This is a genomic window from Bacillus sp. LM 4-2 (genome assembly GCF_000978495.1).
Lineage (GTDB): Bacteria > Bacillota > Bacilli > Bacillales > Bacillaceae > Bacillus > Bacillus subtilis.
Map to the genome: position 1 here is coordinate 369,130 of NZ_CP011101.1, position 25,648 is coordinate 394,777.

The following is a 25,648-nucleotide window of genomic DNA, read 5'->3' on the forward strand; positions in this document are numbered from 1 at the left end:
AAATTGGTTTCTTATTAGGGTGGGGTCTTGCGGTCTTTATCCGCTTATGTTAAACGCCGCAATGCTGACTGACGGCAGCCTGCTTTAATAGCGGCCATCTGTTTTTTGATTGGAAGCACTGCTTTTTAAGTGTAGTACTTTGGGCTATTTCGGCTGTTAGTTCATAAGAATTAAAAGCTGATATGGATAAGAAAGAGAAAATGCGTTGCACATGTTCACTGCTTATAAAGATTAGGGGAGGTATGACAATATGGAAATAACTTTTTATCCTTTAACGGATGCACAAAAACGAATTTGGTACACAGAAAAATTTTATCCTCACACGAGCATTTCAAATCTTGCGGGGATTGGTAAGCTGGTTTCAGCTGATGCGATTGATTATGTGCTTGTTGAGCAGGCGATTCAAGAGTTTATTCGCAGAAATGACGCCATGCGCCTTCGGTTGCGGCTAGATGAAAACGGGGAGCCTGTACAATATATTAGCGAGTATCGGCCTGCTGATATAAAACATACTGACACTACTGAAGATCCGAATGCGATAGAGTTTATTTCACAATGGAGCCGGGAGGAAACGAAAAAACCTTTGCCGTTGTACGATTGTGATTTATTCCGTTTTTCCTTGTTCACCATAAAGGAAAATGAAGTATGGTTTTACGCAAATGTTCATCACGTGATTTCTGATGGTATCTCCATGAATATTCTCGGGAATGCGATCATGCACATTTATTTAGAATTAGCCAGCGGCTCAGAGGCAAAAGAAGGAATCTCGCATTCATTTATCGATCATGTTTTATCTGAACAGGACTATGCTCAATCGAAGCGGTTTGAAAAGGACAAGGCGTTTTGGAACAAACAATTTGAATCGGTGCCTGAACTTGTTTCCTTGAAACGGAATGCATCCGCAGGGGGAAGTTTAGATGCTGAGAGGTTCTCTAAAGATGTGCCTGAAGCGCTTCATCAGCAGATTCTGTCGTTTTGTGAGGCGAATAAAGTCAGTGTTCTTTCAGTATTTCAATCGCTGCTCGCCGCCTATTTGTACAGGGTCAGCGGCCAGAATGATGTTGTGACGGGAACCTTTATGGGCAACCGGACAAATGCGAAAGAGAAGCAGATGCTTGGCATGTTTGTTTCTACGGTTCCGCTTCGGACAAACATTGACGGCGGGCAGGCGTTTTCAGAATTTGTCAAAGACCGGATGAAGGATCTGATGAAGACACTTCGCCACCAAAAGTATCCGTATAATCTCCTAATCAACGATTTGCGTGAAACAAAGAGCTCTCTGACCAAGCTGTTCACGGTTTCTCTTGAATATCAAGTGATGCAGTGGCAGAAAGAAGAGGATCTTGCCTTTTTGACTGAGCCGATTTTCAGCGGCAGCGGATTAAATGATGTCTCAATTCATGTAAAGGATCGATGGGATACTGGGAAACTCACCATAGATTTTGATTACCGCACTGATTTATTTTCAAGTGAAGAAATCAACATGATTTGTGAGCGCATGATTACAATGCTGGAGAACGCGTTAACGCATCCAGAACATACAATTGATGAATTAACACTGATTTCTGATGCGGAGAAAGAGAAGCTGCTTGCGAGGGCCGGCGGTAAATCTGTGAGCTACCGTAAGGACATGACGATACCAGAGCTGTTCCAAGAAAAGGCTGAACTGCTTTCTGATCATCCAGCGGTTGTATTTGAAGATCGCACATTGTCCTATCGAACGTTACATGAGCAATCTGCACGCATCGCCAATGTGCTGAAACAGAAAGGGGTTGGCCCGGACAGTCCTGTCGCGGTTTTGATTGAACGCTCTGAACGGATGATTACAGCTATCATGGGAATTTTAAAAGCCGGCGGAGCCTATGTGCCGATTGATCCGGGTTTTCCTGCTGAGCGCATTCAATATATTTTGGAGGACTGCGGGGCGGATTTCATCCTGACTGAATCGAAGGTTGCGGCGCCTGAAGCCGATGCTGAGCTGATTGACTTAGATCAGGCGATTGAGGAAGGTGCAGAAGAAAGCCTGAATGCAGATGTGAACGCTCGGAACCTTGCCTACATTATTTACACATCGGGAACAACCGGACGCCCGAAAGGCGTTATGATCGAGCATCGCCAGGTTCATCATTTGGTTGAATCTCTGCAGCAGACGATTTATCAAAGCGGCAGCCAAACCCTGCGGATGGCATTGCTTGCGCCGTTCCACTTTGATGCGTCAGTGAAGCAGATCTTCGCGTCGCTTCTTTTGGGCCAAACCCTTTATATCGTACCGAAGAAAACAGTGACGAACGGGGCCGCCCTTACTGCATATTATCGGAAGAACAGCATTGAGGCGACGGACGGAACACCGGCTCATTTGCAAATGCTGGCAGCAGCAGGCGATTTTGAAGGCCTAAAACTGAAGCACATGCTGATCGGAGGAGAAGGCCTGTCATCTGTTGTTGCGGACAAGCTGCTGAAGCTGTTTAAAGAAGCCGGCACAGCGCCGCGTTTGACTAATGTGTACGGGCCGACTGAAACGTGCGTTGACGCGTCTGTTCATCCGGTTATCCCTGAGAATGCAGTTCAATCAGCGTATGTGCCGATCGGGAAAGCGCTGGGGAATAACCGCTTATATATTTTGGATCAAAAAGGCCGGCTGCAGCCTGAAGGCGTGGCGGGTGAGCTTTATATCGCGGGAGACGGTGTGGGCCGAGGCTATTTACATTTGCCTGAATTAACGGAAGAGAAGTTTTTACAAGATCCATTCGTGCCGGGCGATCGCATGTACCGGACCGGGGACGTGGTGCGCTGGCTTCCAGATGGAACAATCGAATATTTAGGCAGAGAGGATGACCAGGTCAAAGTCCGCGGATACCGGATTGAGCTTGGGGAAATTGAAGCCGTGATTCAGCAGGCGCCAGACGTTGCAAAAGCCGTTGTTTTGGCACGCCCTGACGAACAGGGAAATCTTGAGGTTTGCGCATATGTTGTGCAGAAGCCTGGAAGCGAATTTGCGCCAGCCGGTTTGAGGGAGCATGCGGCCAGACAGCTTCCTGACTATATGGTGCCGGCTTACTTTACAGAAGTGACAGAAATTCCGCTTACACCAAGCGGCAAAGTCGACCGCCGCAAGCTGTTTGCACTAGAGGTGAAGGCTGTCAGCGGCACTGCCTATACAGCGCCGCGAAATGAGACTGAAAAAGCAATCGCAGCCATTTGGCAGGACGTGCTGAACGTTGAGAAGGCGGGGATCTTTGACAATTTCTTTGAAACTGGCGGACATTCATTAAAAGCCATGACCCTTTTAACAAAGATTCATAAGGAAACAGGCATTGAGATTCCGCTTCAATTTTTGTTTGAGCATCCGACGATTACGGCTCTTGCAGAGGAAGCTGATCACAGAGAAAGCAAAGCTTTTGCGGTGATTGAACCTGCTGAAAAACAGGAGCATTACCCGCTTTCATTGGCACAGCAGCGAACATATATCGTCAGCCAGTTCGAGGATGCGGGAGTCGGCTATAACATGCCAGCAGCAGCAATTCTGGAAGGGCCTTTAGATATTCAAAAGCTGGAGCGCGCATTTCAGGGATTAATCCGACGCCACGAGTCATTGAGAACATCATTTGTTCTTGAAAACAGCACGCCGAGACAGAAAATTCACGATAGCGTTGATTTCAACATCGAAATGATTGAAAGAGGCGGCCGCTCAGATGAGGCAATTATGGCTTCATTCGTTCGGACATTTGATTTGGCGAAAGCTCCGCTGTTCAGAATCGGTTTGCTGGGGCTTGAAGAGAACCGTCATATGCTGCTGTTTGACATGCACCATTTGATTTCTGACGGTGTATCCATTGGCATTATGCTGGAGGAGTTAGCACGCATTTATAAAGGCGAACAGCTTCCTGATCTTCGTCTCCAGTATAAGGACTACGCTGTATGGCAAAGCAGACAGGCTGCTGAAGGGTACAAGAAGGACCAGGCTTATTGGAAGGAAGTCTTTGCAGGCGAGCTCCCGGTGCTTCAGCTTCTGTCCGATTACCCAAGACCACCTGTTCAAAGCTTTGAAGGGGATCGGGTGTCAATCAAGCTGGATGCGGGGGTAAAGGATCGCCTCAATCGTTTGGCTGAACAAAACGGCGCCACTTTATATATGGTGATGCTGTCCGCTTACTATACGCTTTTGTCAAAGTATACGGGGCAGGATGACATCATTGTCGGGACACCGTCAGCGGGCAGAAATCACTCCGATACAGAGGGCATTATCGGGATGTTCGTCAATACGCTTGCGATTCGCAGTGAGGTGAAGCAGAATGAGACGTTTACCCAATTGATCTCGCGTGTCCGCAAACGGGTGCTGGATGCCTTTTCTCATCAGGACTATCCGTTTGAGTGGCTTGTTGAAGATTTGAACATCCCGCGTGATGTTAGCAGGCATCCGCTGTTTGACACGATGTTCAGCCTTCAAAACGCGACAGAGGGCATTCCGGCTGTCGGCGATCTTTCCTTGTCTGTTCAAGAGACCAATTTCAAGATTGCCAAATTTGATTTGACGGTGCAGGCGAGAGAAACCGATGAAGGCATTGAGATTGATGTGGATTACAGCACAAAGCTGTTTAAACAAAGCACGGCAGACAGGCTGCTTACGCATTTTGCGCGTTTGCTTGAAGATGCTGCGGCTGATCCAGAGAAGCCGATTTCTGAGTATAAGCTTCTTTCTGAAGAGGAGGCTGCTTCGCAAATTCAGCAGTTTAACCCGGGCAGAACACCTTATCCGAAAGATAAAACAATTGTTCAGCTGTTTGAGGAGCAAGCGGCGAATACGCCAGACCACACTGCGCTTCAATATGAAGGCGAATCACTCACTTATCGTGAACTGAATGAACGGGCCAATCGTTTAGCCCGCGGCATTCTTTCTCTTGGAGCTGGCGAAGGCAGAACTGCGGCTGTCTTATGCGAGCGGTCAATGGATATGATTGTGTCGATCTTGGCAGTATTAAAATCAGGTTCGGCTTATGTTCCGATCGATCCGGAACATCCGATTCAGCGGATGCAGCATTTCTTCCGTGACAGCGGAGCAAAGGTGCTTCTCACTCAGAGGAAATTAAAGGCTTTGGCGGAAGAAGCGGAATTTAAGGGCGTTATCGTGCTAGCCGATGAGGAAGAAAGCTATCATGCCGATGCGCGAAATCTCGCACTGCCTCTTGATTCTGCAGCAATGGCCAACCTGACGTATACTTCCGGAACGACTGGAACACCTAAGGGGAATATCGTGACACATGCCAATATTCTCCGCACGGTGAAGGAAACGAATTATCTCAGCATTACAGAACAGGATACGATTCTCGGTCTTTCCAATTACGTGTTTGACGCGTTTATGTTCGATATGTTCGGCTCTTTGTTAAACGGAGCCAAGCTGGTGCTGATACCGAAGGAAACCGTTTTGGACATGGCTCGCCTGTCCCGCGTCATTGAACGGGAGAACATCAGCATTCTCATGATTACAACCGCTTTGTTCCACTTGCTTGTGGACTTGAATCCGGCATGCTTGTCAACGCTTCGCAAGATTATGTTTGGCGGGGAACGGGCTTCGGTTGAGCATGTCAGAAAAGCTTTGCAAACGGTTGGAAAGGGCAAGCTTCTTCACATGTATGGACCGTCTGAAAGCACGGTTTTCGCGACGTATCATCCGGTTGATGAATTGGAGGAGCACACGCTGTCTGTTCCGATTGGAAAACCGGTTAGCAATACGGAAGTATACATTCTTGACCGTACGGGACACGTGCAGCCTGCCGGGATTGCCGGAGAGCTTTGCGTCAGCGGCGAAGGACTCGTGAAAGGCTATTACAACCGTCCAGAACTGACTGAGGAGAAATTTGTTCCCCATCCGTTTACATCCGGCGAACGCATGTATAAAACGGGAGACCTTGCGAGATGGCTGCCGAATGGCGACATCGAATTTATCGGGCGAATCGACCATCAGGTGAAGATTCGCGGACAGCGCATCGAGCTTGGAGAAATCGAACATCAGCTGCAAACCCATGATCGTGTTCAGGAAAGTGTTGTGCTTGCCGTTGATCAAGGAGCGGGAGATAAACTGTTGTGTGCTTACTATGTCGGAGAGGGAGACATCTCATCACAAGAGATGAGAGAGCATGCTGCGAAGGACTTGCCGGCATATATGGTTCCTGCGGTGTTTATCCAAATGGACGAGCTGCCGCTGACAGGGAACGGAAAAATTGACCGGAGAGCGCTGCCGATTCCTGATGCCAACGTTTCAAGAGGTGTTTCATATGTTGCGCCACGCAATGGAACGGAACAAAAAGTCGCGGACATTTGGGCACAGGTACTTCAGGCAGAACAAGTCGGCGCTTATGACCACTTCTTTGACATTGGCGGACATTCATTAGCAGGCATGAAGATGCTTGCCTTGGTTCATCAGGAACTGGGCGTTGAGCTGTCACTCAAGGATCTCTTCCAGTCACCGACGGTTGAGGGCTTGGCACAGGTGATTGCCTCCGCTGAAAAAGGGACAGCCGCAAGTATCAGCCCGGCAGAGAAACAAGATACGTATCCTGTTTCTTCACCGCAAAAACGGATGTACGTGCTTCAGCAGCTTGAGGATGCGCAAACGAGCTATAACATGCCGGCGGTTCTGCGCCTGACAGGTGAGCTTGATGTTGAAAGGCTTAACAGCGTCATGCAGCAGTTAATGCAGCGTCATGAAGCCTTGAGAACCACGTTTGAAATAAAAGATGGAGAAACGGTGCAGCGGATCTGGGAAGAGGCTGAGTGCGAGATAGCCTATTTCGAAGCCCCGGAAGAAGAGACAGAGCGGATCGTTTCTGAGTTTATTAAGCCTTTCAAAATCGACCAACTTCCACTGTTCAGAATAGGGCTTATCAAGCATTCAGACACTGAGCATGTGCTGCTGTTCGATATGCATCATATTATTTCTGACGGTGCATCTGTCGGTGTGCTGATTGAGGAGCTTTCAAAGCTGTACGACGGAGAAACCCTTGAGCCGCTCCGTATTCAATATAAGGATTATGCCGTGTGGCAGAAGCAGTTCATTCAGTCTGAGCTTTACAAGAAGCAAGAAGAGCATTGGCTGAAGGAGCTGGACGGAGAGCTGCCGGTGCTGACGCTTCCGACTGATTACAGTCGGCCTGCCGTTCAAACATTTGAGGGAGACCGCATTGCATTTTCATTAGAAGCAGGCAAAGCTGATGCTCTGCGCAGGCTTGCAAAAGAAACGAATTCCACGCTTTACATGGTGCTTCTGGCTTCATACAGTGCGTTTTTATCAAAAATTAGCGGGCAAGACGATATCATCGTCGGTTCACCTGTGGCCGGACGATCTCAAGCGGACGTCAGCCGCGTCATCGGAATGTTCGTCAATACATTGGCGCTGCGCACGTATCCGAAGGGTGAAAAGACGTTTGCTGACTATCTTAACGAAGTGAAAGAAACGGCACTCAGCGCTTTTGATGCGCAGGATTACCCGCTTGAGGATTTGATCGGAAATGTTCAGGTTCAGCGTGACACAAGCAGAAATCCGTTATTCGATGCAGTTTTTTCAATGCAAAATGCGAATATAAAGGATTTAACAATGAAAGGGATTCAGCTTGAGCCGCATCCGTTTGAACGGAAAACAGCCAAGTTTGACCTCACGCTGACGGCTGACGAAACCGACGGAGGGCTTACATTCGTACTCGAATACAATACAGCTCTGTTTAAGCAGGAAACGATTGAACGATGGAAGCAATATTGGATGGAGCTTTTAGATGCAGTTACTGGGAACCCGAACCAGCCGCTTTCCAGCCTGTCACTGGTCACCGAGACAGAAAAGCAAGCGCTTCTTGAGGCATGGAAGGGCAAAGCGCTGCCTGTGCCGACAGACAAAACGGTTCATCAGCTATTCGAAGAGACTGCCCAGCGCCACAAAGACCGCCCGGCTGTCACATACAACGGCCAGTCTTGGACGTACGGCGAGCTGAATGCGAAGGCAAACCGTCTCGCGCGGATTCTGATGGACTGCGGCATCAGCCCGGATGACCGCGTCGGCGTTCTCACGAAGCCGTCGCTTGAAATGTCCGCCGCGGTGCTCGGCGTCTTGAAAGCCGGAGCGGCGTTTGTGCCGATTGATCCTGACTATCCGGATCAGCGGATTGAGTATATTTTACAGGACAGCGGCGCGAAGCTTCTCTTGAAACAGGAAGGCATTTCAGTGCCGGACAGCTATACGGGAGATGTCATTCTTCTCGACGGAAGCCGCACGATTCTAAGCCTGCCGCTTGATGAAAACGACGAGGAAAATCCAGAAACCGCTGTAACCGCGGAGAACTTGGCGTACATGATTTACACGTCTGGAACGACCGGACAGCCGAAGGGTGTCATGGTCGAGCACCATGCGCTTGTGAACCTGTGCTTCTGGCACCACGACGCGTTCAGCATGACAGCGGAGGACCGCAGTGCGAAGTACGCGGGCTTTGGGTTCGACGCTTCCATTTGGGAGATGTTCCCGACCTGGACGATCGGTGCCGAACTTCACGTCATTGAGGAAGCGATCCGCCTCGATATCGTCCGCCTGAACGATTATTTTGAAACGAACGGCGTAACGATCACGTTCCTGCCGACACAGCTTGCGGAACAGTTCATGGAGCTTGAGAACACATCACTTCGCGTATTGCTTACTGGAGGAGACAAGCTGAAGCGCGCAGTGAAAAAGCCGTACACACTCGTCAATAACTACGGGCCGACAGAGAATACGGTCGTTGCCACAAGCGCAGAAATCCATCCGGAGGAAGGCTCGCTTTCCATCGGAAGGGCCATTGCCAATACGAGAGTATACATTCTCGGCGAGGGCAATCAGGTGCAGCCGGAAGGCGTAGCCGGAGAGCTTTGCGTGGCGGGGCGCGGACTGGCACGCGGCTATCTGAATCGAGAAGACGAAACCGCGAAGCGGTTTGTCGCTGATCCGTTTGTGCCGGGTGAGCGCATGTACCGCACCGGCGATTTGGTGAAATGGACGGGCGGCGGCATCGAATACATCGGCCGGATCGACCAGCAGGTCAAGGTCCGCGGCTACCGGATCGAGCTCTCAGAAATTGAAGTCCAGCTCGCCCAGCTTTCTGAGGTGCAGGATGCGGCGGTGACAGCTGTCAAAGATAAAGGCGGCAACACAGCGATCGCGGCGTATGTCACACCGGAATCAGCTGACATAGAAGCACTGAAATCAGCACTGAAGGAAACCCTGCCGGATTACATGATCCCGGCGTTCTGGGTGACGCTGAACGAGCTTCCGGTTACGGCAAACGGCAAAGTGGACCGCAAAGCCTTGCCTGAGCCGGACATCGAAGCGGGAAGCGGAGAATACAAAGCGCCGACGACCGACATGGAAGAGCTGCTTGCCGGCATCTGGCAGGACGTGCTTGGAATGTCTGAAGTCGGTGTCACCGACAATTTCTTCTCGCTTGGCGGAGATTCCATCAAAGGAATTCAAATGGCGAGCCGCTTGAACCAGCACGGCTGGAAGCTGGAAATGAAAGATCTCTTCCAGCACCCGACGATCGAAGAGCTCACCCAGTACGTAGAGCGTGCCGAAGGCAAACAGGCAGACCAAGGCCCGGTGGAGGGCGAAGTCATCCTGACGCCGATCCAGCGCTGGTTCTTTGAAAAGAACTTCACGAACAAGCACCACTGGAACCAATCTGTGATGCTTCACGCCAAGAAGGGCTTTGATCCTGAACGGGTGGAGAAAACATTGCAGGCGCTGATCGAGCATCATGACGCGCTCCGCATGGTCTATCGTGAGGGACAGGAAGACGTCATTCAATACAACAGAGGTCTTGAAGCTGCTTCAGCTCAATTGGAGGTCATCCAGATTGAGGGCCAAGCTGCAGATTACGAAGACCGAATAGAGAGAGAAGCGGAGCGTTTGCAAAGCAGCATCGACTTGCAGGAAGGCGGCTTGTTAAAAGCAGGCTTGTTCCAAGCGGAAGACGGAGATCACTTGCTTCTTGCCATTCACCACTTAGTGGTTGACGGCGTGTCGTGGCGGATTTTACTGGAGGATTTCGCCGCGGTATATACACAGCTTGAGCAAGGCAATGAACCGGTTCTCCCGCAGAAAACACATTCATTTGCAGAGTATGCAGAGAGATTGCAAGACTTCGCGAACTCCAAAGCCTTTTTGAAAGAAAAAGAGTATTGGAGACAGCTTGAAGAACAAGCTGTTGCGGCAAAGCTTCCGAAAGACCGCGAATCTGGTGATCAGCGAATGAAACATACAAAGACAATTGAATTCTCGCTGACTGCTGAAGAGACAGAACAGCTCACCACAAAGGTGCATGAGGCATATCACACAGAAATGAATGATATTTTGCTGACGGCATTCGGATTGGCAATGAAGGAGTGGACGGGTCAAGATCGAGTAAGTGTTCATTTAGAGGGGCATGGACGTGAAGAAATCATAGAAGACCTGACCATTTCTCGCACAGTCGGCTGGTTTACAAGTATGTACCCAATGGTGCTCGATATGAAGCATGCGGATGATCTGGGCTACCAGCTGAAGCAAATGAAAGAAGATATCAGACATGTGCCGAATAAGGGAGTCGGATACGGCATTCTGCGCTATCTGACGGCACCGGAACATAAAGAAGATGTGGCGTTCTCGATTCAGCCGGATGTCAGCTTCAACTATTTAGGTCAGTTTGACGAAATGTCGGATGCAGGTTTGTTTACGAGATCAGAGCTGCCATCAGGACAGTCATTAAGCCCTGAAACAGAAAAACCGAATGCGCTGGATGTTGTCGGATATATCGAAAACGGAAAACTGACGATGTCACTGGCCTATCATTCTCTTGAATTTCATGAAAAAACAGTACAAACATTCAGTGACAGCTTTAAAGCGCATCTTCTCAGAATCATTGAACATTGCCTATCTCAAGATGGTACGGAACTGACCCCGAGTGATCTTGGTGACGACGATTTGACGCTGGATGAGCTGGATAAATTAATGGAAATTTTCTAATAGAGGTGGCATATGAGCAAAAAATCGATTCAAAAGGTGTACGCACTGACACCAATGCAGGAGGGAATGCTGTATCATGCGATGCTTGATCCGCATTCTTCCTCGTACTTCACACAATTAGAGCTTGGGATTCACGGCGCTTTTGATCTTGAAATCTTTGAGAAAAGCGTCAATGAACTGATTCGGTCATACGATATTCTCCGTACGGTATTTGTGCATCAGCAGCTGCAAAAACCGCGTCAGGTCGTGTTAGCGGAACGCAAAACAAAAGTGCATTATGAGGATATCAGTCATGCAGACGAAAACCGCCAGAAAGAGCACATTGAGCGTTACAAACAAGACGTTCAGCGCCAAGGCTTTAACCTGGCAAAAGACATATTGTTCAAGGTAGCGGTTTTCCGCCTTGCTGCAGATCAGCTGTATCTTGTCTGGAGCAATCATCATATTATGATGGACGGCTGGAGCATGGGCGTCCTCATGAAAAGCCTGTTCCAAAACTATGAAGCGCTCAGAGCAGGCAGGACACCGGCAAACGGTCAGGGCAAGCCTTATTCCGATTACATCAAGTGGCTTGGAAAACAGGACAATGAAGAAGCGGAGAGCTACTGGAGCGAGCGCTTGGCGGGTTTTGAACAGCCAAGCGTGCTCCCGGGCCGCCTGCCTGTGAAAAAAGACGAATACGTCAATAAAGAATATTCATTTACATGGGACGAAACACTGGTTGCCCGTATTCAGCAAACTGCAAATCTCCATCAAGTGACAGGGCCTAACCTATTTCAGGCCGTTTGGGGCATTGTTCTCAGCAAATACAACTTTACGGATGATGTGATCTTCGGAACGGTCGTCTCGGGACGACCGTCTGAAATCAACGGAATCGAAACGATGGCGGGGCTGTTTATCAACACCATTCCAGTGCGGGTGAAAGTTGAACGAGATGCTGCATTCGCTGATATTTTCACAGCTGTTCAGCAGCATGCAGTAGAGGCAGAGCGTTACGATTACGTGCCGCTCTATGAGATTCAAAAACGCTCAGCTCTTGATGGCAATCTCTTAAACCATCTGGTCGCGTTTGAAAATTATCCGCTTGATCAAGAGCTTGAAAACGGCAGCATGGAAGACCGCCTCGGGTTTTCGATTAAGGTAGAAAGCGCATTTGAACAAACGAGCTTCGATTTCAACCTGATTGTGTATCCGGGCAAAACGTGGACCGTCAAAATTAAATATAACGGAGCCGCCTTTGATTCCGCTTTTATCGAACGGACAGCGGAGCACCTTACCCGCATGATGGAAGCAGCTGTCGATCAGCCGGCCGCTTTTGTGCGTGAGTACGGGCTTGTGGGAGACGAAGAGCAGCGGCAAATTGTCGAGGTGTTTAACAGCACGAAAGCCGAACTCCCTGAAGGAATGGCTGTTCACCAAGTGTTTGAAGAGCAAGCGAAACGGACGCCGGCGAGCACCGCCGTCGTATATGAAGGAACCAAGCTGACGTACCGCGAGCTGAATGCAGCGGCTAACCGTCTGGCGAGAAAGCTTGTCGAACATGGGCTTCAAAAAGGGGAAACAGCAGCGATTATGAACGACCGCTCAGTAGAAACCGTTGTCGGCATGCTGGCTGTTTTAAAAGCAGGCGCCGCATATGTGCCGCTTGATCCAGCGCTTCCTGGGGATCGTCTTCGTTTCATGGCAGAGGACAGCTCCGTTCGAATGGTTTTGATCGGAAATTCTTATACAGGGCAGGCACATCAGCTGCAAGTGCCGGTTCTTACACTGGACATAGGCTTTGAAGAGAGTGAAGCGGCTGACAATCTCAACCTGCCATCCGCCCCGTCTGATTTGGCGTACATCATGTACACATCCGGTTCAACGGGCAAACCGAAAGGCGTCATGATCGAACATAAAAGCATTCTGCGCCTCGTCAAAAATGCCGGGTACGTTCCTGTTACTGAAGAAGACCGCATGGCGCAAACGGGAGCTGTCAGCTTTGATGCCGGAACGTTTGAGGTATTCGGCGCACTGCTGAATGGCGCAGCACTTTATCCGGTCAAAAAAGAGACACTGCTTGATGCGAAACAATTTGCTGCATTCCTGCGTGAGCAAAGCATCACAACTATGTGGCTGACATCACCTTTATTCAACCAGCTTGCTGCAAAGGATGCGGGTATGTTCGGCACACTGCGCCATTTAATCATCGGCGGAGATGCCCTTGTCCCGCATATTGTCAGCAAAGTAAAACAGGCATCGCCGTCGCTTTCATTGTGGAACGGATACGGCCCGACAGAAAACACGACGTTTTCAACCAGTTTTCTGATCGACCGCGAGTATGGCGGCTCTATCCCAATCGGGAAGCCGATCGGAAATTCCACTGCCTATATTATGGATGAGCAGCAATGCCTGCAGCCAATCGGCGCGCCTGGTGAGCTTTGCGTAGGCGGAATCGGTGTAGCGCGTGGGTATGTCAATCTCCCTGAGCTGACGGAGAAGCAATTTCTGGAAGACCCGTTCAGACCGGGTGAGAGAATTTACCGCACTGGTGACTTGGCAAGATGGCTGCCGGACGGCAATATCGAATTTTTAGGCAGAATCGACAACCAAGTGAAGGTGCGCGGCTTCCGAATTGAGCTTGGCGAAATTGAAACAAAACTGAACATGGCTGAGCATGTGACAGAGGCTGCGGTGATCATCCGCAAGAACAAAGCAGATGAAAATGAAATTTGCGCGTACTTCACGGCGGATCGTGAAGTGGCTGTGAGTGAGCTGAGAAAAACACTGTCTCAGTCTTTGCCTGACTATATGGTCCCTGCCCACCTGATTCAAATGGACAGTCTGCCGCTCACGCCAAACGGGAAAATCAACAAAAAAGAACTGCCTGCACCGCAATCAGAAGCCGTGCAGCCGGAATACGCAGCACCAGAAACAGAGAGTGAAAAGAAATTAGCGGAGATCTGGGAAGGAATACTCGGCGTCAAAGCAGGCGTTACCGATAACTTCTTTATGATCGGCGGCCATTCTTTGAAAGCGATGATGATGACGGCGAAAATTCAAGAGCATTTTCATAAGGAAGTTCCGATAAAAGTGCTTTTTGAAAAGCCGACTATTCAAGAACTGGCACTGTATTTGGAAGAGAACGAAAGCAAGGAGGAGCAGACGTTTGAATCGATCAGGCAAGCATCTTATCAGCAGCATTATCCTGTATCCCCGGCCCAGCGGAGAATGTATATCCTCAATCAGCTTGGACAAGCAAACACAAGCTACAACGTCCCCGCTGTACTTCTGCTGGAGGGAGAAGTAGATAAAGACCGGCTTGAAAACGCGATTCAGCAATTAATCAACCGGCACGAAATCCTCCGTACATCGTTTGACATGATCGACGGAGAGGTTGTGCAAACCGTTCATAAAAACATATCGTTCCAGCTGGAGGCTGCCAAGGGACGGGAAGAAGACGCGGAAGAGATAATCAAAGCATTTGTTCAGCCGTTTGAATTAAACCGCGCGCCACTCGTCCGTTCGAAGCTTGTCCAGCTGGAAGAAAAACGCCATCTGCTGCTCATTGATATGCATCATATTATTACTGACGGAAGTTCAACAGGCATTCTAATCGGTGATCTTGCCAAAATATATCAAGGCGCAGATATGGAACTGCCACAAATTCACTATAAAGATTACGCAGTTTGGCACAAAGAACAAACTGATTATCAAAAAGATGAGGAATACTGGCTCGATGTCTTTAAAGGCGAACTGCCAATACTGGATCTTCCCGCGGATTTCGAGCGGCCTGCTGAACGGAGCTTTGCGGGAGAGCGCGTGATGTTTGGGCTTGATAAGCAAATCACGGCTCAAATCAAATCGCTCATGGCAGAAACAGATACGACAATGTACATGTTTTTGCTGGCGGCGTTCAATGTACTCCTTTCCAAGTACGCGTCACAGGATGATATCATTGTCGGCTCGCCGACAGCTGGCAGAACACATCCTGATCTGCAAGGTGTGCCGGGTATGTTTGTCAACACGGTGGCACTCAGAACGGCACCAGCGGGAGATAAAACCTTCGCGCAATTCCTTGAAGAGGTCAAAACAGCCAGCCTTCAAGCATTCGAGCACCAGAGCTATCCGCTTGAGGAGCTGATTGAAAAGCTTCCGCTTACAAGGGATACAAGCAGAAGTCCGCTGTTCAGCGTGATGTTCAACATGCAGAATATGGAGATTCCTTCATTAAGATTAGGAGATTTGAAGATTTCCTCGTATTCCATGCTTCATCATGTTGCGAAATTTGATCTTTCCTTGGAAGCGGTCGAGCGTGAAGAGGATATCGGCCTAAGCTTTGACTATGCGACTGCCTTGTTTAAGGACGAGACGATCCGCCGCTGGAGCCGCCACTTTGTCAATATCATCAAAGCGGCCGCGGCTAATCCGAACGTTCGGCTGTCTGATGTAGATCTGCTTTCATCTGCAGAAACGGCTGCTTTGCTAGAAGAAAGACATATGACTCAAATTACCGAAGCAACCTTTGCAGCACTTTTTGAAAAACAGGCCCAGCAAACACCTGACCATTCTGCGGTGAAGGCTGGCGGAAATCTGTTGACCTATCGCGAGCTTGATGAACAGGCGAACCAGCTGGCGCATCATCTTCGTGCCCAAGGGGCAGGAAATGAAGACATCGTCGCGATTGTTATGGACCGGTCAGCTGAAGTCATGGTATCCATTCTCGGTGTCATGAAGGCGGGGGCAGCTTTCCTTCCGATTGATCCTGATACACCTGAAGAACGAATCCGTTATTCATTAGAGGACAGCGGAGCAAAATTTGCGGTCGTGAATGAAAGAAACATGACGGCTATTGGGCAATATGAAGGGATAATTGTCAGCCTTGATGACGGTAAATGGAGAAATGAAAGCAAGGAGCGCCCATCATCCATTTCCGGGTCTCGCAATCTTGCATACGTCATTTATACGTCCGGTACGACCGGAAAGCCAAAGGGCGTGCAGATTGAGCATCGTAATCTGACAAACTATGTCTCTTGGTTTAGTGAAGAGGCGGGCCTGACGGAAAATGATAAGACTGTATTGCTTTCATCTTACGCATTTGACCTTGGCTATACGAGCATGTTCCCTGTACTTCTGGGCGGGGGCGAGCTCCATATCGTCCAGAAGGAAACCTATACGGCGCCGGATGAAATAGCGCACTATATCAAGGAGCATGGGATCACTTATATCAAGCTGACACCGTCTCTGTTCCATACAATAGTGAACACCGCCAGTTTTGCAAAAGATGCGAACTTTGAATCCTTGCGCTTGATCGTCTTGGGAGGAGAAAAAATCATCCCGACTGATGTTATCGCCTTCCGTAAGATGTATGGACATACCGAATTTATCAATCACTACGGCCCGACAGAAGCAACGATCGGCGCCATCGCCGGGCGGGTTGATCTGTATGAGCCGGATGCATTTGCGAAACGCCCGACAATCGGACGCCCGATTGCGAATGCCGGTGCGCTTGTCTTAAATGAAGCATTGAAGCTTGTGCCGCCTGGAGCGAGCGGACAGCTCTATATCACGGGACAGGGGCTCGCGAGAGGGTATCTCAACAGGCCTCAGCTGACAGCCGAGAGATTTGTAGAAAATCCATATTCGCCGGGAAGCCTCATGTACAAAACCGGAGATGTCGTACGAAGACTTTCTGACGGTACGCTTGCATTTATCGGCCGGGCTGATGATCAGGTGAAAATCCGAGGCTACCGCATTGAGCCGAAAGAAATTGAAACGGTCATGCTCAGCCTCAGCGGAATTCAAGAAGCGGTTGTACTAGCGGTTTCCGAGGGCGGTCTTCAAGAGCTTTGCGCGTATTATACGTCGGATCAAGATATTGAAAAAGCAGAGCTCCGGTACCAGCTTTCCCTAACACTGCCGTCTCATATGATTCCTGCTTTCTTTGTGCAGGTTGACGCGATTCCGCTGACGGCAAACGGAAAAACCGACAGAAACGCTCTGCCGAAGCCTAACGCGGCACAATCCGGAGGCAAGGCCTTGGCCGCACCGGAGACAGCGCTTGAAGAAAGCTTATGCCGCATTTGGCAGAAAACGCTTGGCATAGAAGCCATCGGCATTGATGACAATTTTTTCGATTTAGGCGGCCATTCATTAAAAGGGATGATGCTGATTGCCAACATTCAGGCGGAATTGGAGAAAAGCGTACCGCTTAAAGCACTGTTCGAGCAGCCGACAGTTCGCCAGCTGGCGGCTTATATGGAGGCGTCTGCTGTTTCAGGCGGCCATCAAGTACTCAAACCGGCTGACAAGCAGGATATGTATCCATTGTCATCCGCACAGAAACGAATGTACGTGCTCAATCAGCTTGACCGCCAGACGATAAGCTACAACATGCCATCTGTTCTTCTAATGGAAGGAGAGCTTGATATTTCGCGCCTGCGCGACTCACTCAATCAGCTTGTGAACCGTCACGAATCATTGCGGACGTCATTTATGGAAGCTAATGGTGAGCCTGTTCAGCGCATCATTGAGAAGGCGGAGGTTGATCTTCATGTGTTTGAAGCCAAAGAAGACGAAGCGGACCAAAAGATTAAGGAATTTATCCGGCCATTCGACTTAAACGACGCACCGCTCATTCGCGCAGCTTTGCTTCGAATAGAAGCGAAAAAACATTTGCTGCTTTTAGATATGCATCATATCATCGCAGACGGCGTCTCAAGAGGCATCTTTGTAAAAGAATTGGCGCTGCTTTACAAAGGAGAGCAGCTTCCGGAGCCGACGCTTCATTATAAAGATTTCGCCGTTTGGCAAAATGAAGCTGAGCAAAAAGAACGGATGAAGGAGCATGAGGCGTACTGGATGTCAGTTCTTTCAGGCGAGCTGCCAGAGCTTGATCTCCCGCTCGATTATGCCCGTCCGCCTGTGCAAAGCTTTAAAGGAGATACGATCCGTTTCCGTACGGGAAGTGAGACGGCAAAGGCGGTAGAAAAACTGCTTGCCGAAACCGGAACGACCTTGCACATGGTGCTCCATGCTGTTTTCCACGTCTTTTTAAGCAAAATTTCCGGACAGCGGGATATCGTCATCGGCTCCGTTACTGCCGGCCGGACGAATGCTGATGTTCAGGACATGCCGGGAATGTTCGTCAATACACTTGCCCTGAGAATGGAAGCGAAAGAACAGCAAACATTTGCGGAGCTTTTGGAGCTAGCAAAGCAGACGAACCTGTCAGCCCTTGAGCATCAGGAGTATCCGTTTGAAGATCTGGTTAATCAGCTTGATCTCCCTCGGGATATGAGCCGAAACCCATTGTTTAATGTGATGGTGACGACAGAAAACCCTGATAAAGAACAGCTTACATTGCAAAATCTGAGCATTTCACCTTATGAGGCTCATCAGGGAACTTCTAAGTTTGATCTGACACTGGGCGGATTTACTGATGAAAATGGCATTGGCTTGCAGCTCGAATATGCGACAGATCTGTTCGCAAAAGAAACAGCTGAAAAATGGAGCGAATACGTTCTGCGGCTACTAAAGGCTGTTGCGGATAACCCGAACCAGCCGCTTTCCAGTCTGTTACTGGTCACCGAGACAGAAAAGCAAGCGCTTCTTGAGGCATGGAAGGGCAAAGCGCTGCCTGTGCCGACAGACAAAACGGTTCATCAGCTATTCGAAGAGACTGTCCAGCGCCACAAAGACCGCCCGGCTGTCACATACAACGGCCAATCTTGGACGTACGGCGAGCTGAACGCGAAGGCAAACCGCCTCGCCCGGATTCTGATGGACTGCGGCATCAGCCCGGATGACCGCGTCGGCGTTCTCACGAAGCCGTCGCTTGAAATGTCCGCCGCGGTGCTCGGCGTCTTGAAAGCCGGAGCGGCGTTTGTGCCGATTGATCCTGACTACCCGGATCAGCGGATTGAGTATATTTTACAGGACAGCGGCGCGAAGCTTCTCTTGAAACAGGAAGGCATTTCAGTGCCGGACAGCTATACGGGAGATGTCATTCTTCTCGACGGAAGCCGCACGATTCTAAGCCTGCCGCTTGATGAAAACGACGAGGAAAATCCAGAAACCGCTGTAACCGCGGAGAACTTGGCGTACATGATTTACACGTCTGGAACGACCGGACAGCCGAAGGGTGTCATGGTCGAGCACCATGCGCTTGTGAACCTGTGCTTCTGGCACCACGACGCGTTCAGCATGACAGCGGAGGACCGCAGTGCGAAGTACGCGGGCTTCGGGTTCGACGCTTCCATTTGGGAGATGTTCCCGACCTGGACGATCGGCGCTGAACTTCACGTCATTGATGAAGCGATCCGCCTCGATATCGTCCGCCTGAACGATTATTTTGAAACGAACGGCGTAACGATCACGTTCCTGCCGACACAGCTTGCGGAACAGTTCATGGAGCTTGAGAACACATCACTTCGCGTCCTCTTGACCGGAGGAGACAAGCTGAAGCGGGCAGTGAAAAAGCCGTACACACTCGTCAACAACTACGGGCCGACAGAAAATACGGTCGTTGCCACAAGCGCAGAAATCCATCCGGAGGAAGGCTCGCTTTCCATCGGACGGGCCATTGCCAATACGAGAGTATACATTCTCGGCGAGGGCAATCAGGTGCAGCCGGAAGGCGTAGCCGGAGAGCTTTGCGTGGCGGGGCGCGGACTGGCACGAGGCTATCTGAATCGAGAAGACGAAACCGCGAAGCGGTTTGTCGCTGATCCGTTTGTGCCGGGTGAACGCATGTACCGCACCGGCGACTTGGTGAAGTGGGTGAACGGCGGCATCGAATACATCGGCCGGATCGACCAGCAGGTCAAGGTCCGCGGCTACCGGATCGAGCTCTCAGAAATTGAAGTCCAGCTCGCCCAGCTTTCTGAGGTGCAGGATGCGGCGGTGACAGCTGTCAAAGATAAAGGCGGCAATACAGCGATCGCGGCGTATGTCACACCGGAAACAGCTGACATAGAAGCACTAAAATCAACACTAAAGGAAACCCTGCCGGATTACATGATCCCGGCGTTCTGGGTGACGCTGAACGAGCTTCCGGTTACGGCAAACGGCAAAGTCGACCGCAAAGCCTTGCCTGAGCCGGACATCGAAGCGGGAAGCGGAGAATACAAAGCGCCGACGACCGACATGGAAGAGCTGCTTGCCGGCATCTGGCAGGACGTGCTTGGAATGTCTGAAGTCGGTGTCACCGACAATTTCTTCTCGCTTGGCGGAGATTCCATCAAAGGAATTCAAATGGCGAGCCGCTTGAATCAGCACGGCTGGAAGCTGGAAATGAAAGATCTCTTCCAGCATCCGACGATCGAAGAGCTCACCCAGTACGTAGAGCGTGCCGAAGGCAAACAGGCAGACCAAGGCCCGGTGGAGGGCGAAGTCATCCTGACGCCGATCCAGCGCTGGTTCTTTGAAAAGAACTTCACGAACAAGCACCACTGGAACCAATCGGTGATGCTTCACGCCAAAAAGGGCTTTGATCCTGAACGGGTGGAGAAAACATTGCAGGCGCTGATCGAGCATCATGACGCGCTCCGCATGGTCTACCGCGAGGAAAACGGGGACATCGTTCAGGTGTATAAACCGATCGGTGAGAGCAAGGTCAGCTTCGAAATCGTGGATCTGTACGGCTCCGATGAAGAGATGCTGAGAAGCCAGATTAAGCTTCTCGCGAACAAGCTGCAAAGCAGTCTCGATCTGCGAAACGGGCCGCTTTTAAAGGCGGAGCAATATCGCACAGAAGCTGGGGATCACCTGCTCATTGCTGTACACCATCTCGTGGTCGACGGTGTGTCATGGCGGATTTTGCTTGAAGACTTTGCTTCAGGCTACATGCAGGCTGAGAAAGAAGAGAGCCTTGTCTTCCCGCAAAAAACAAACTCCTTCAAGGATTGGGCGGAAGAACTGGCGGCATTCAGCCAATCAGCGCATCTTTTACAGCAGGCTGAATACTGGTCGCAAATTGCCGCTGAACAGGTTTCTCCTTTACCTAAGGATTGTGAAACAGAGCAGCGGATCGTCAAGGATACATCATCTGTCCTATGTGAATTAACGGCAGAAGACACTAAGCATCTTTTAACAGATGTTCATCAGCCATATGGAACTGAAATCAACGATATTCTTCTCAGCGCGCTCGGTTTGACAATGAAAGAATGGACAAAGGGGGCCAAAATTGGCATTAACCTTGAGGGACACGGCCGGGAGGACATTATCCCGAATGTGAATATCTCCAGAACGGTCGGCTGGTTTACGGCACAATACCCTGTTGTGCTCGACATATCTGACGCAGATGCCTCAGCTGTGATCAAAACAGTCAAAGAAAACCTGCGCCGCATTCCGGACAAAGGTGTTGGCTACGGCATTCTTCGTTATTTCACAGAAACAGCGGAAACAAAGGGCTTCACACCGGAGATCAGCTTCAACTATTTGGGCCAATTCGACAGTGAAGTCAAAACCGATTTCTTTGAACCGTCCGCTTTCGATATGGGGCGCCAAGTAAGCGGAGAATCAGAGGCGCTGTACGCATTAAGCTTCAGCGGCATGATCAGAAACGGCCGGTTTGTGCTTTCCTGCTCCTACAATGAGAAGGAGTTTGAAAGAGCTACAGTCGAGGAGCAAATGGAACGGTTTAAAGAAAACCTCCTGATGCTAATCCGCCATTGCACGGAAAAAGAAGACAAGGAATTCACACCAAGCGACTTCAGCGCCGAAGACCTTGAAATGGACGAGATGGGAGATATCTTTGACATGCTTGAGGAGAATTTAAAATAAAACGCAAGGGAATTACAGAAGGCGGGAGCGAAACATATGAGTCAATTTAGCAAGGATCAGGTTCAAGATATGTATTACCTATCGCCGATGCAGGAAGGGATGCTTTTTCATGCCATCCTGAATCCCGGCCAAAGCTTTTACCTTGAACAAATCACGATGAAAGTAAAAGGCAGCTTGAATATCAAATGTCTTGAAGAAAGCATGAATGTGATCATGGACCGGTACGATGTATTTCGTACCGTGTTCATTCACGAAAAAGTAAAAAGGCCTGTCCAAGTCGTATTGAAAAAACGGCAGTTCCATATAGAAGAAATCGATCTGACACACTTAACGGGCAGCGAGCAAACAGCCAAAATCAATGAGTACAAAGAACAGGATAAGATCAGGGGTTTTGATTTGACGCGGGATATTCCGATGCGGGCAGCCATTTTCAAGAAAGCTGAAGAAAGCTTTGAATGGGTGTGGAGCTACCACCACATTATTTTGGACGGATGGTGCTTCGGCATCGTCGTACAGGATCTATTTAAGGTATACAATGCTCTGCGCGAACAAAAGCCGTACAGCCTGCCGCCCGTCAAACCGTATAAAGACTACATCAAGTGGCTTGAAAAGCAGGATAAACAAGCATCACTGCGTTACTGGCGCGAATATTTAGAGGGCTTTGAAGGACAAACGACGTTTGCGGAGCAAAGAAAGAAACAAAAGGACGGCTATGAGCCGAAAGAGCTGCTCTTTTCACTGTCGGAGGCGGAAACAAAGGCCTTTACCGAGCTTGCAAAATCGCAGCATACCACTTTGAGTACGGCGCTGCAGGCAGTCTGGAGCGTATTGATCAGCCGCTATCAGCAGTCTGGCGATTTGGCCTTCGGTACAGTTGTTTCAGGGCGTCCCGCGGAAATCAAAGGCGTTGAACATATGGTCGGGCTGTTTATCAACGTTGTCCCGAGACGTGTGAAGCTGTCTGAGGGTATCACATTTAACGGCTTGCTCAAGCGGCTGCAGGAGCAATCGCTGCAGTCCGAGCCGCATCAATATGTGCCGCTTTATGACATCCAAAGCCAGGCCGATCAGCCGAAACTGATTGACCACATCATTGTTTTTGAGAACTATCCGCTTCAGGATGCGAAAAATGAAGAAAGCAGTGAAAACGGCTTTGATATGGTGGATGTTCATGTTTTTGAGAAGTCGAATTATGATCTCAACCTGATGGCTTCCCCGGGAGATGAGATGCTGATTAAGCTTGCCTATAATGAGAATGTGTTTGATGAGGCGTTTATCCTGCGCTTGAAATCTCAGCTTCTTACAGCAATTCAGCAGCTCATCCAGAATCCTGATCAGCCTGTCAGCACGATCAACCTCGTTGACGACAGGGAGAGAGAATTTTTGCTAACCGGCTTAAACCCGCCGGCTCAAGCTCATGAAACAAAGCCTCTGACGTATTGGTTCAAGGAAGCAGTGAACGCCAATCCGGATGCACCGGCGCTTACGTATTCCGGCCAGACCCTGTCTTATCGCGAATTAGATGAGGAAGCGAACCGCATTGCACGCCGGCTGCAAAAACACGGTGCGGGCAAAGGCTCTGTTGTAGCGCTGTACACGAAGCGCTCACTTGAACTGGTGATCGGCATTCTCGGTGTATTAAAGGCGGGAGCAGCCTATCTGCCGGTTGATCCGAAGCTGCCAGAGGACCGAATCTCGTATATGCTGGCTGACAGTGCGGCAGCCTGTCTTCTGACGCATCAGGAGATGAAAGAACAAGCGGCTGAGCTGCCGTATACAGGCACAACGCTCTTCATTGATGATCAAACACGGTTTGAAGAACAGGCAAGCGATCCTGCAACCGCGATTGATCCTAATGATCCGGCATATATCATGTACACGTCCGGCACAACCGGAAAGCCAAAGGGCAATATCACCACTCATGCCAATATTCAAGGATTGGTCAAGCATGTAGACTACATGGCATTTTCTGATCAGGATACGTTCTTGTCTGTTTCGAATTACGCCTTTGATGCATTTACCTTTGATTTCTATGCTTCTATGCTGAATGCGGCACGGCTCATTATCGCAGATGAACATACGCTGCTTGATACAGAACGGCTCACAGATCTGATCCTGCAAGAGAATGTCAATGTCATGTTTGCGACAACCGCACTATTTAATCTTCTCACAGATGCGGGAGAGGATTGGATGAAGGGGCTTCGCTGTATATTATTCGGCGGAGAGCGCGCGTCAGTGCCTCATGTCAGAAAAGCGCTGCGGATCATGGGGCCGGGCAAGCTGATTAACTGCTACGGGCCGACTGAGGGAACAGTGTTTGCGACAGCTCACGTCGTGCATGATCTGCCGGATTCCATCTCCTCATTGCCGATCGGAAAGCCGATCAGCAATGCCAGTGTTTATATTCTGAATGAGCAAAGCCAGCTCCAGCCATTCGGGGCGGTCGGTGAACTGTGCATCAGCGGAATGGGCGTGTCAAAAGGGTATGTAAATCGTGCTGACCTCACGAAGGAAAAGTTTATCGAGAACCCGTTCAAGCCGGGAGAAACGCTTTACCGTACAGGGGATTTAGCGCGCTGGCTGCCGGATGGAACGATTGAATACGCCGGCCGTATTGACGACCAGGTCAAAATACGCGGACACCGGATTGAGCTTGAAGAAATCGAAAAGCAGCTGCAGGAATACCCAGGTGTGAAAGATGCGGTCGTTGTGGCGGACCGCCATGAGTCTGGCGATGCATCAATCAATGCCTACCTTGTGAACCGAACGCAGCTTTCAGCTGAAGACGTGAAGGCGCACCTGAAAAAACAGCTTCCTGCTTACATGGTGCCGCAAACCTTTACCTTCTTGGATGAGCTTCCTTTAACGACGAACGGGAAAGTCAATAAACGGCTGCTCCCAAAACCTGATCAGGATCAGCTGGCGGAAGAATGGATTGGACCGCGGAACGAGATGGAAGAAACAATCGCACAAATATGGTCTGAGGTTCTCGGCAGAAAGCAAATTGGCATTCATGACGATTTCTTTGCGCTCGGAGGGCATTCCTTGAAGGCCATGACCGCCGCGTCCCGCATCAAGAAAGAGCTCGGGATTGATCTTCCAGTGAAGCTTTTGTTTGAAGCGCCGACGATCGCCGGCATTTCAGCGTATTTGAAAAACGGGGGCTCTGATGGCTTGCAGGATGTAACGATAATGAATCAGGATCAGGAGCAGATCATTTTCGCATTTCCGCCGGTTCTGGGCTATGGCCTTATGTACCAAAATCTGTCCAGCCGCTTGCCGTCATACAAGCTATGCGCCTTTGATTTTATTGAGGAGGAAGACCGGCTTGACCGCTATGCGGATTTGATCCAGAAGCTGCAGCCGGAAGGGCCTTTAACATTGTTTGGATATTCAGCGGGATGCAGCCTGGCGTTTGAAGCTGCGAAAAAGCTTGAGGAACAAGGCCGTATTGTTCAGCGGATCATCATGGTGGATTCCTATAAAAAACAAGGTGTCAGTGATCTGGACGGACGCACGGTTGAAAGTGATGTCGAAGCGTTGATGAATGTCAATCGGGACAATGAAGCGCTCAACAGCGAAGCCGTCAAACACGGCCTCAAGCAAAAAACACATGCCTTTTACTCATACTACGTCAACCTGATCAGCACAGGCCAGGTGAAAGCAGATATTGATCTGCTGACTTCCGGCGCTGATTTTGACATGCCGGAATGGCTTGCATCATGGGAAGAAGCTACAACAGGTGCTTACCGTATGAAAAGAGGCTTCGGAACACACGCAGAAATGCTGCAGGGCGAAACGCTAGATAGGAATGCCGGGATTTTGCTCGAATTTCTTAATACACAAACCGTAACGGTTTCATAAATGAAG

At 49.8% G+C, this 25,648-nt stretch carries 3 protein-coding genes; all 3 read left to right on the forward strand.

The features are described from left to right. Window positions 1-250: 250 nt before the first annotated feature. The 3 genes from srfAA to srfAC are packed head-to-tail and all read left to right on the forward strand — an operon-like array spanning window position 251 to window position 25,642. Entirely contained in the window at window positions 251-11,014 is a 10,764-nt protein-coding gene (srfAA, locus tag bslm_RS01950; RefSeq protein WP_046380780.1) for a surfactin non-ribosomal peptide synthetase SrfAA, read from the forward strand. 12 nt (window positions 11,015-11,026) lie between these two features. After that, entirely contained in the window at window positions 11,027-21,778 is a 10,752-nt protein-coding gene (gene srfAB / locus bslm_RS21590; protein ID WP_046380781.1) for a surfactin non-ribosomal peptide synthetase SrfAB, read from the forward strand. Between the two features lie 36 nt (window positions 21,779-21,814). Continuing rightward, window positions 21,815-25,642 (forward strand): surfactin non-ribosomal peptide synthetase SrfAC, encoded by a 3,828-nt coding sequence (gene srfAC / locus bslm_RS01960; protein WP_046380782.1) that lies wholly within the window; start codon window positions 21,815-21,817, stop codon window positions 25,640-25,642. The last annotated feature ends 6 nt before the right edge of the window (window positions 25,643-25,648 follow it).

Coding starts and splice junctions, on each gene's coding strand:
- srfAA (WP_046380780.1), top strand. CDS start 251: ATGGAAATAACTTTTTATCCTTTAACGGATGCACAAAAACGAATTTGG.
- srfAC (WP_046380782.1), top strand. CDS start 21,815: ATGAGTCAATTTAGCAAGGATCAGGTTCAAGATATGTATTACCTATCG.
- srfAB (WP_046380781.1), top strand. CDS start 11,027: ATGAGCAAAAAATCGATTCAAAAGGTGTACGCACTGACACCAATGCAG.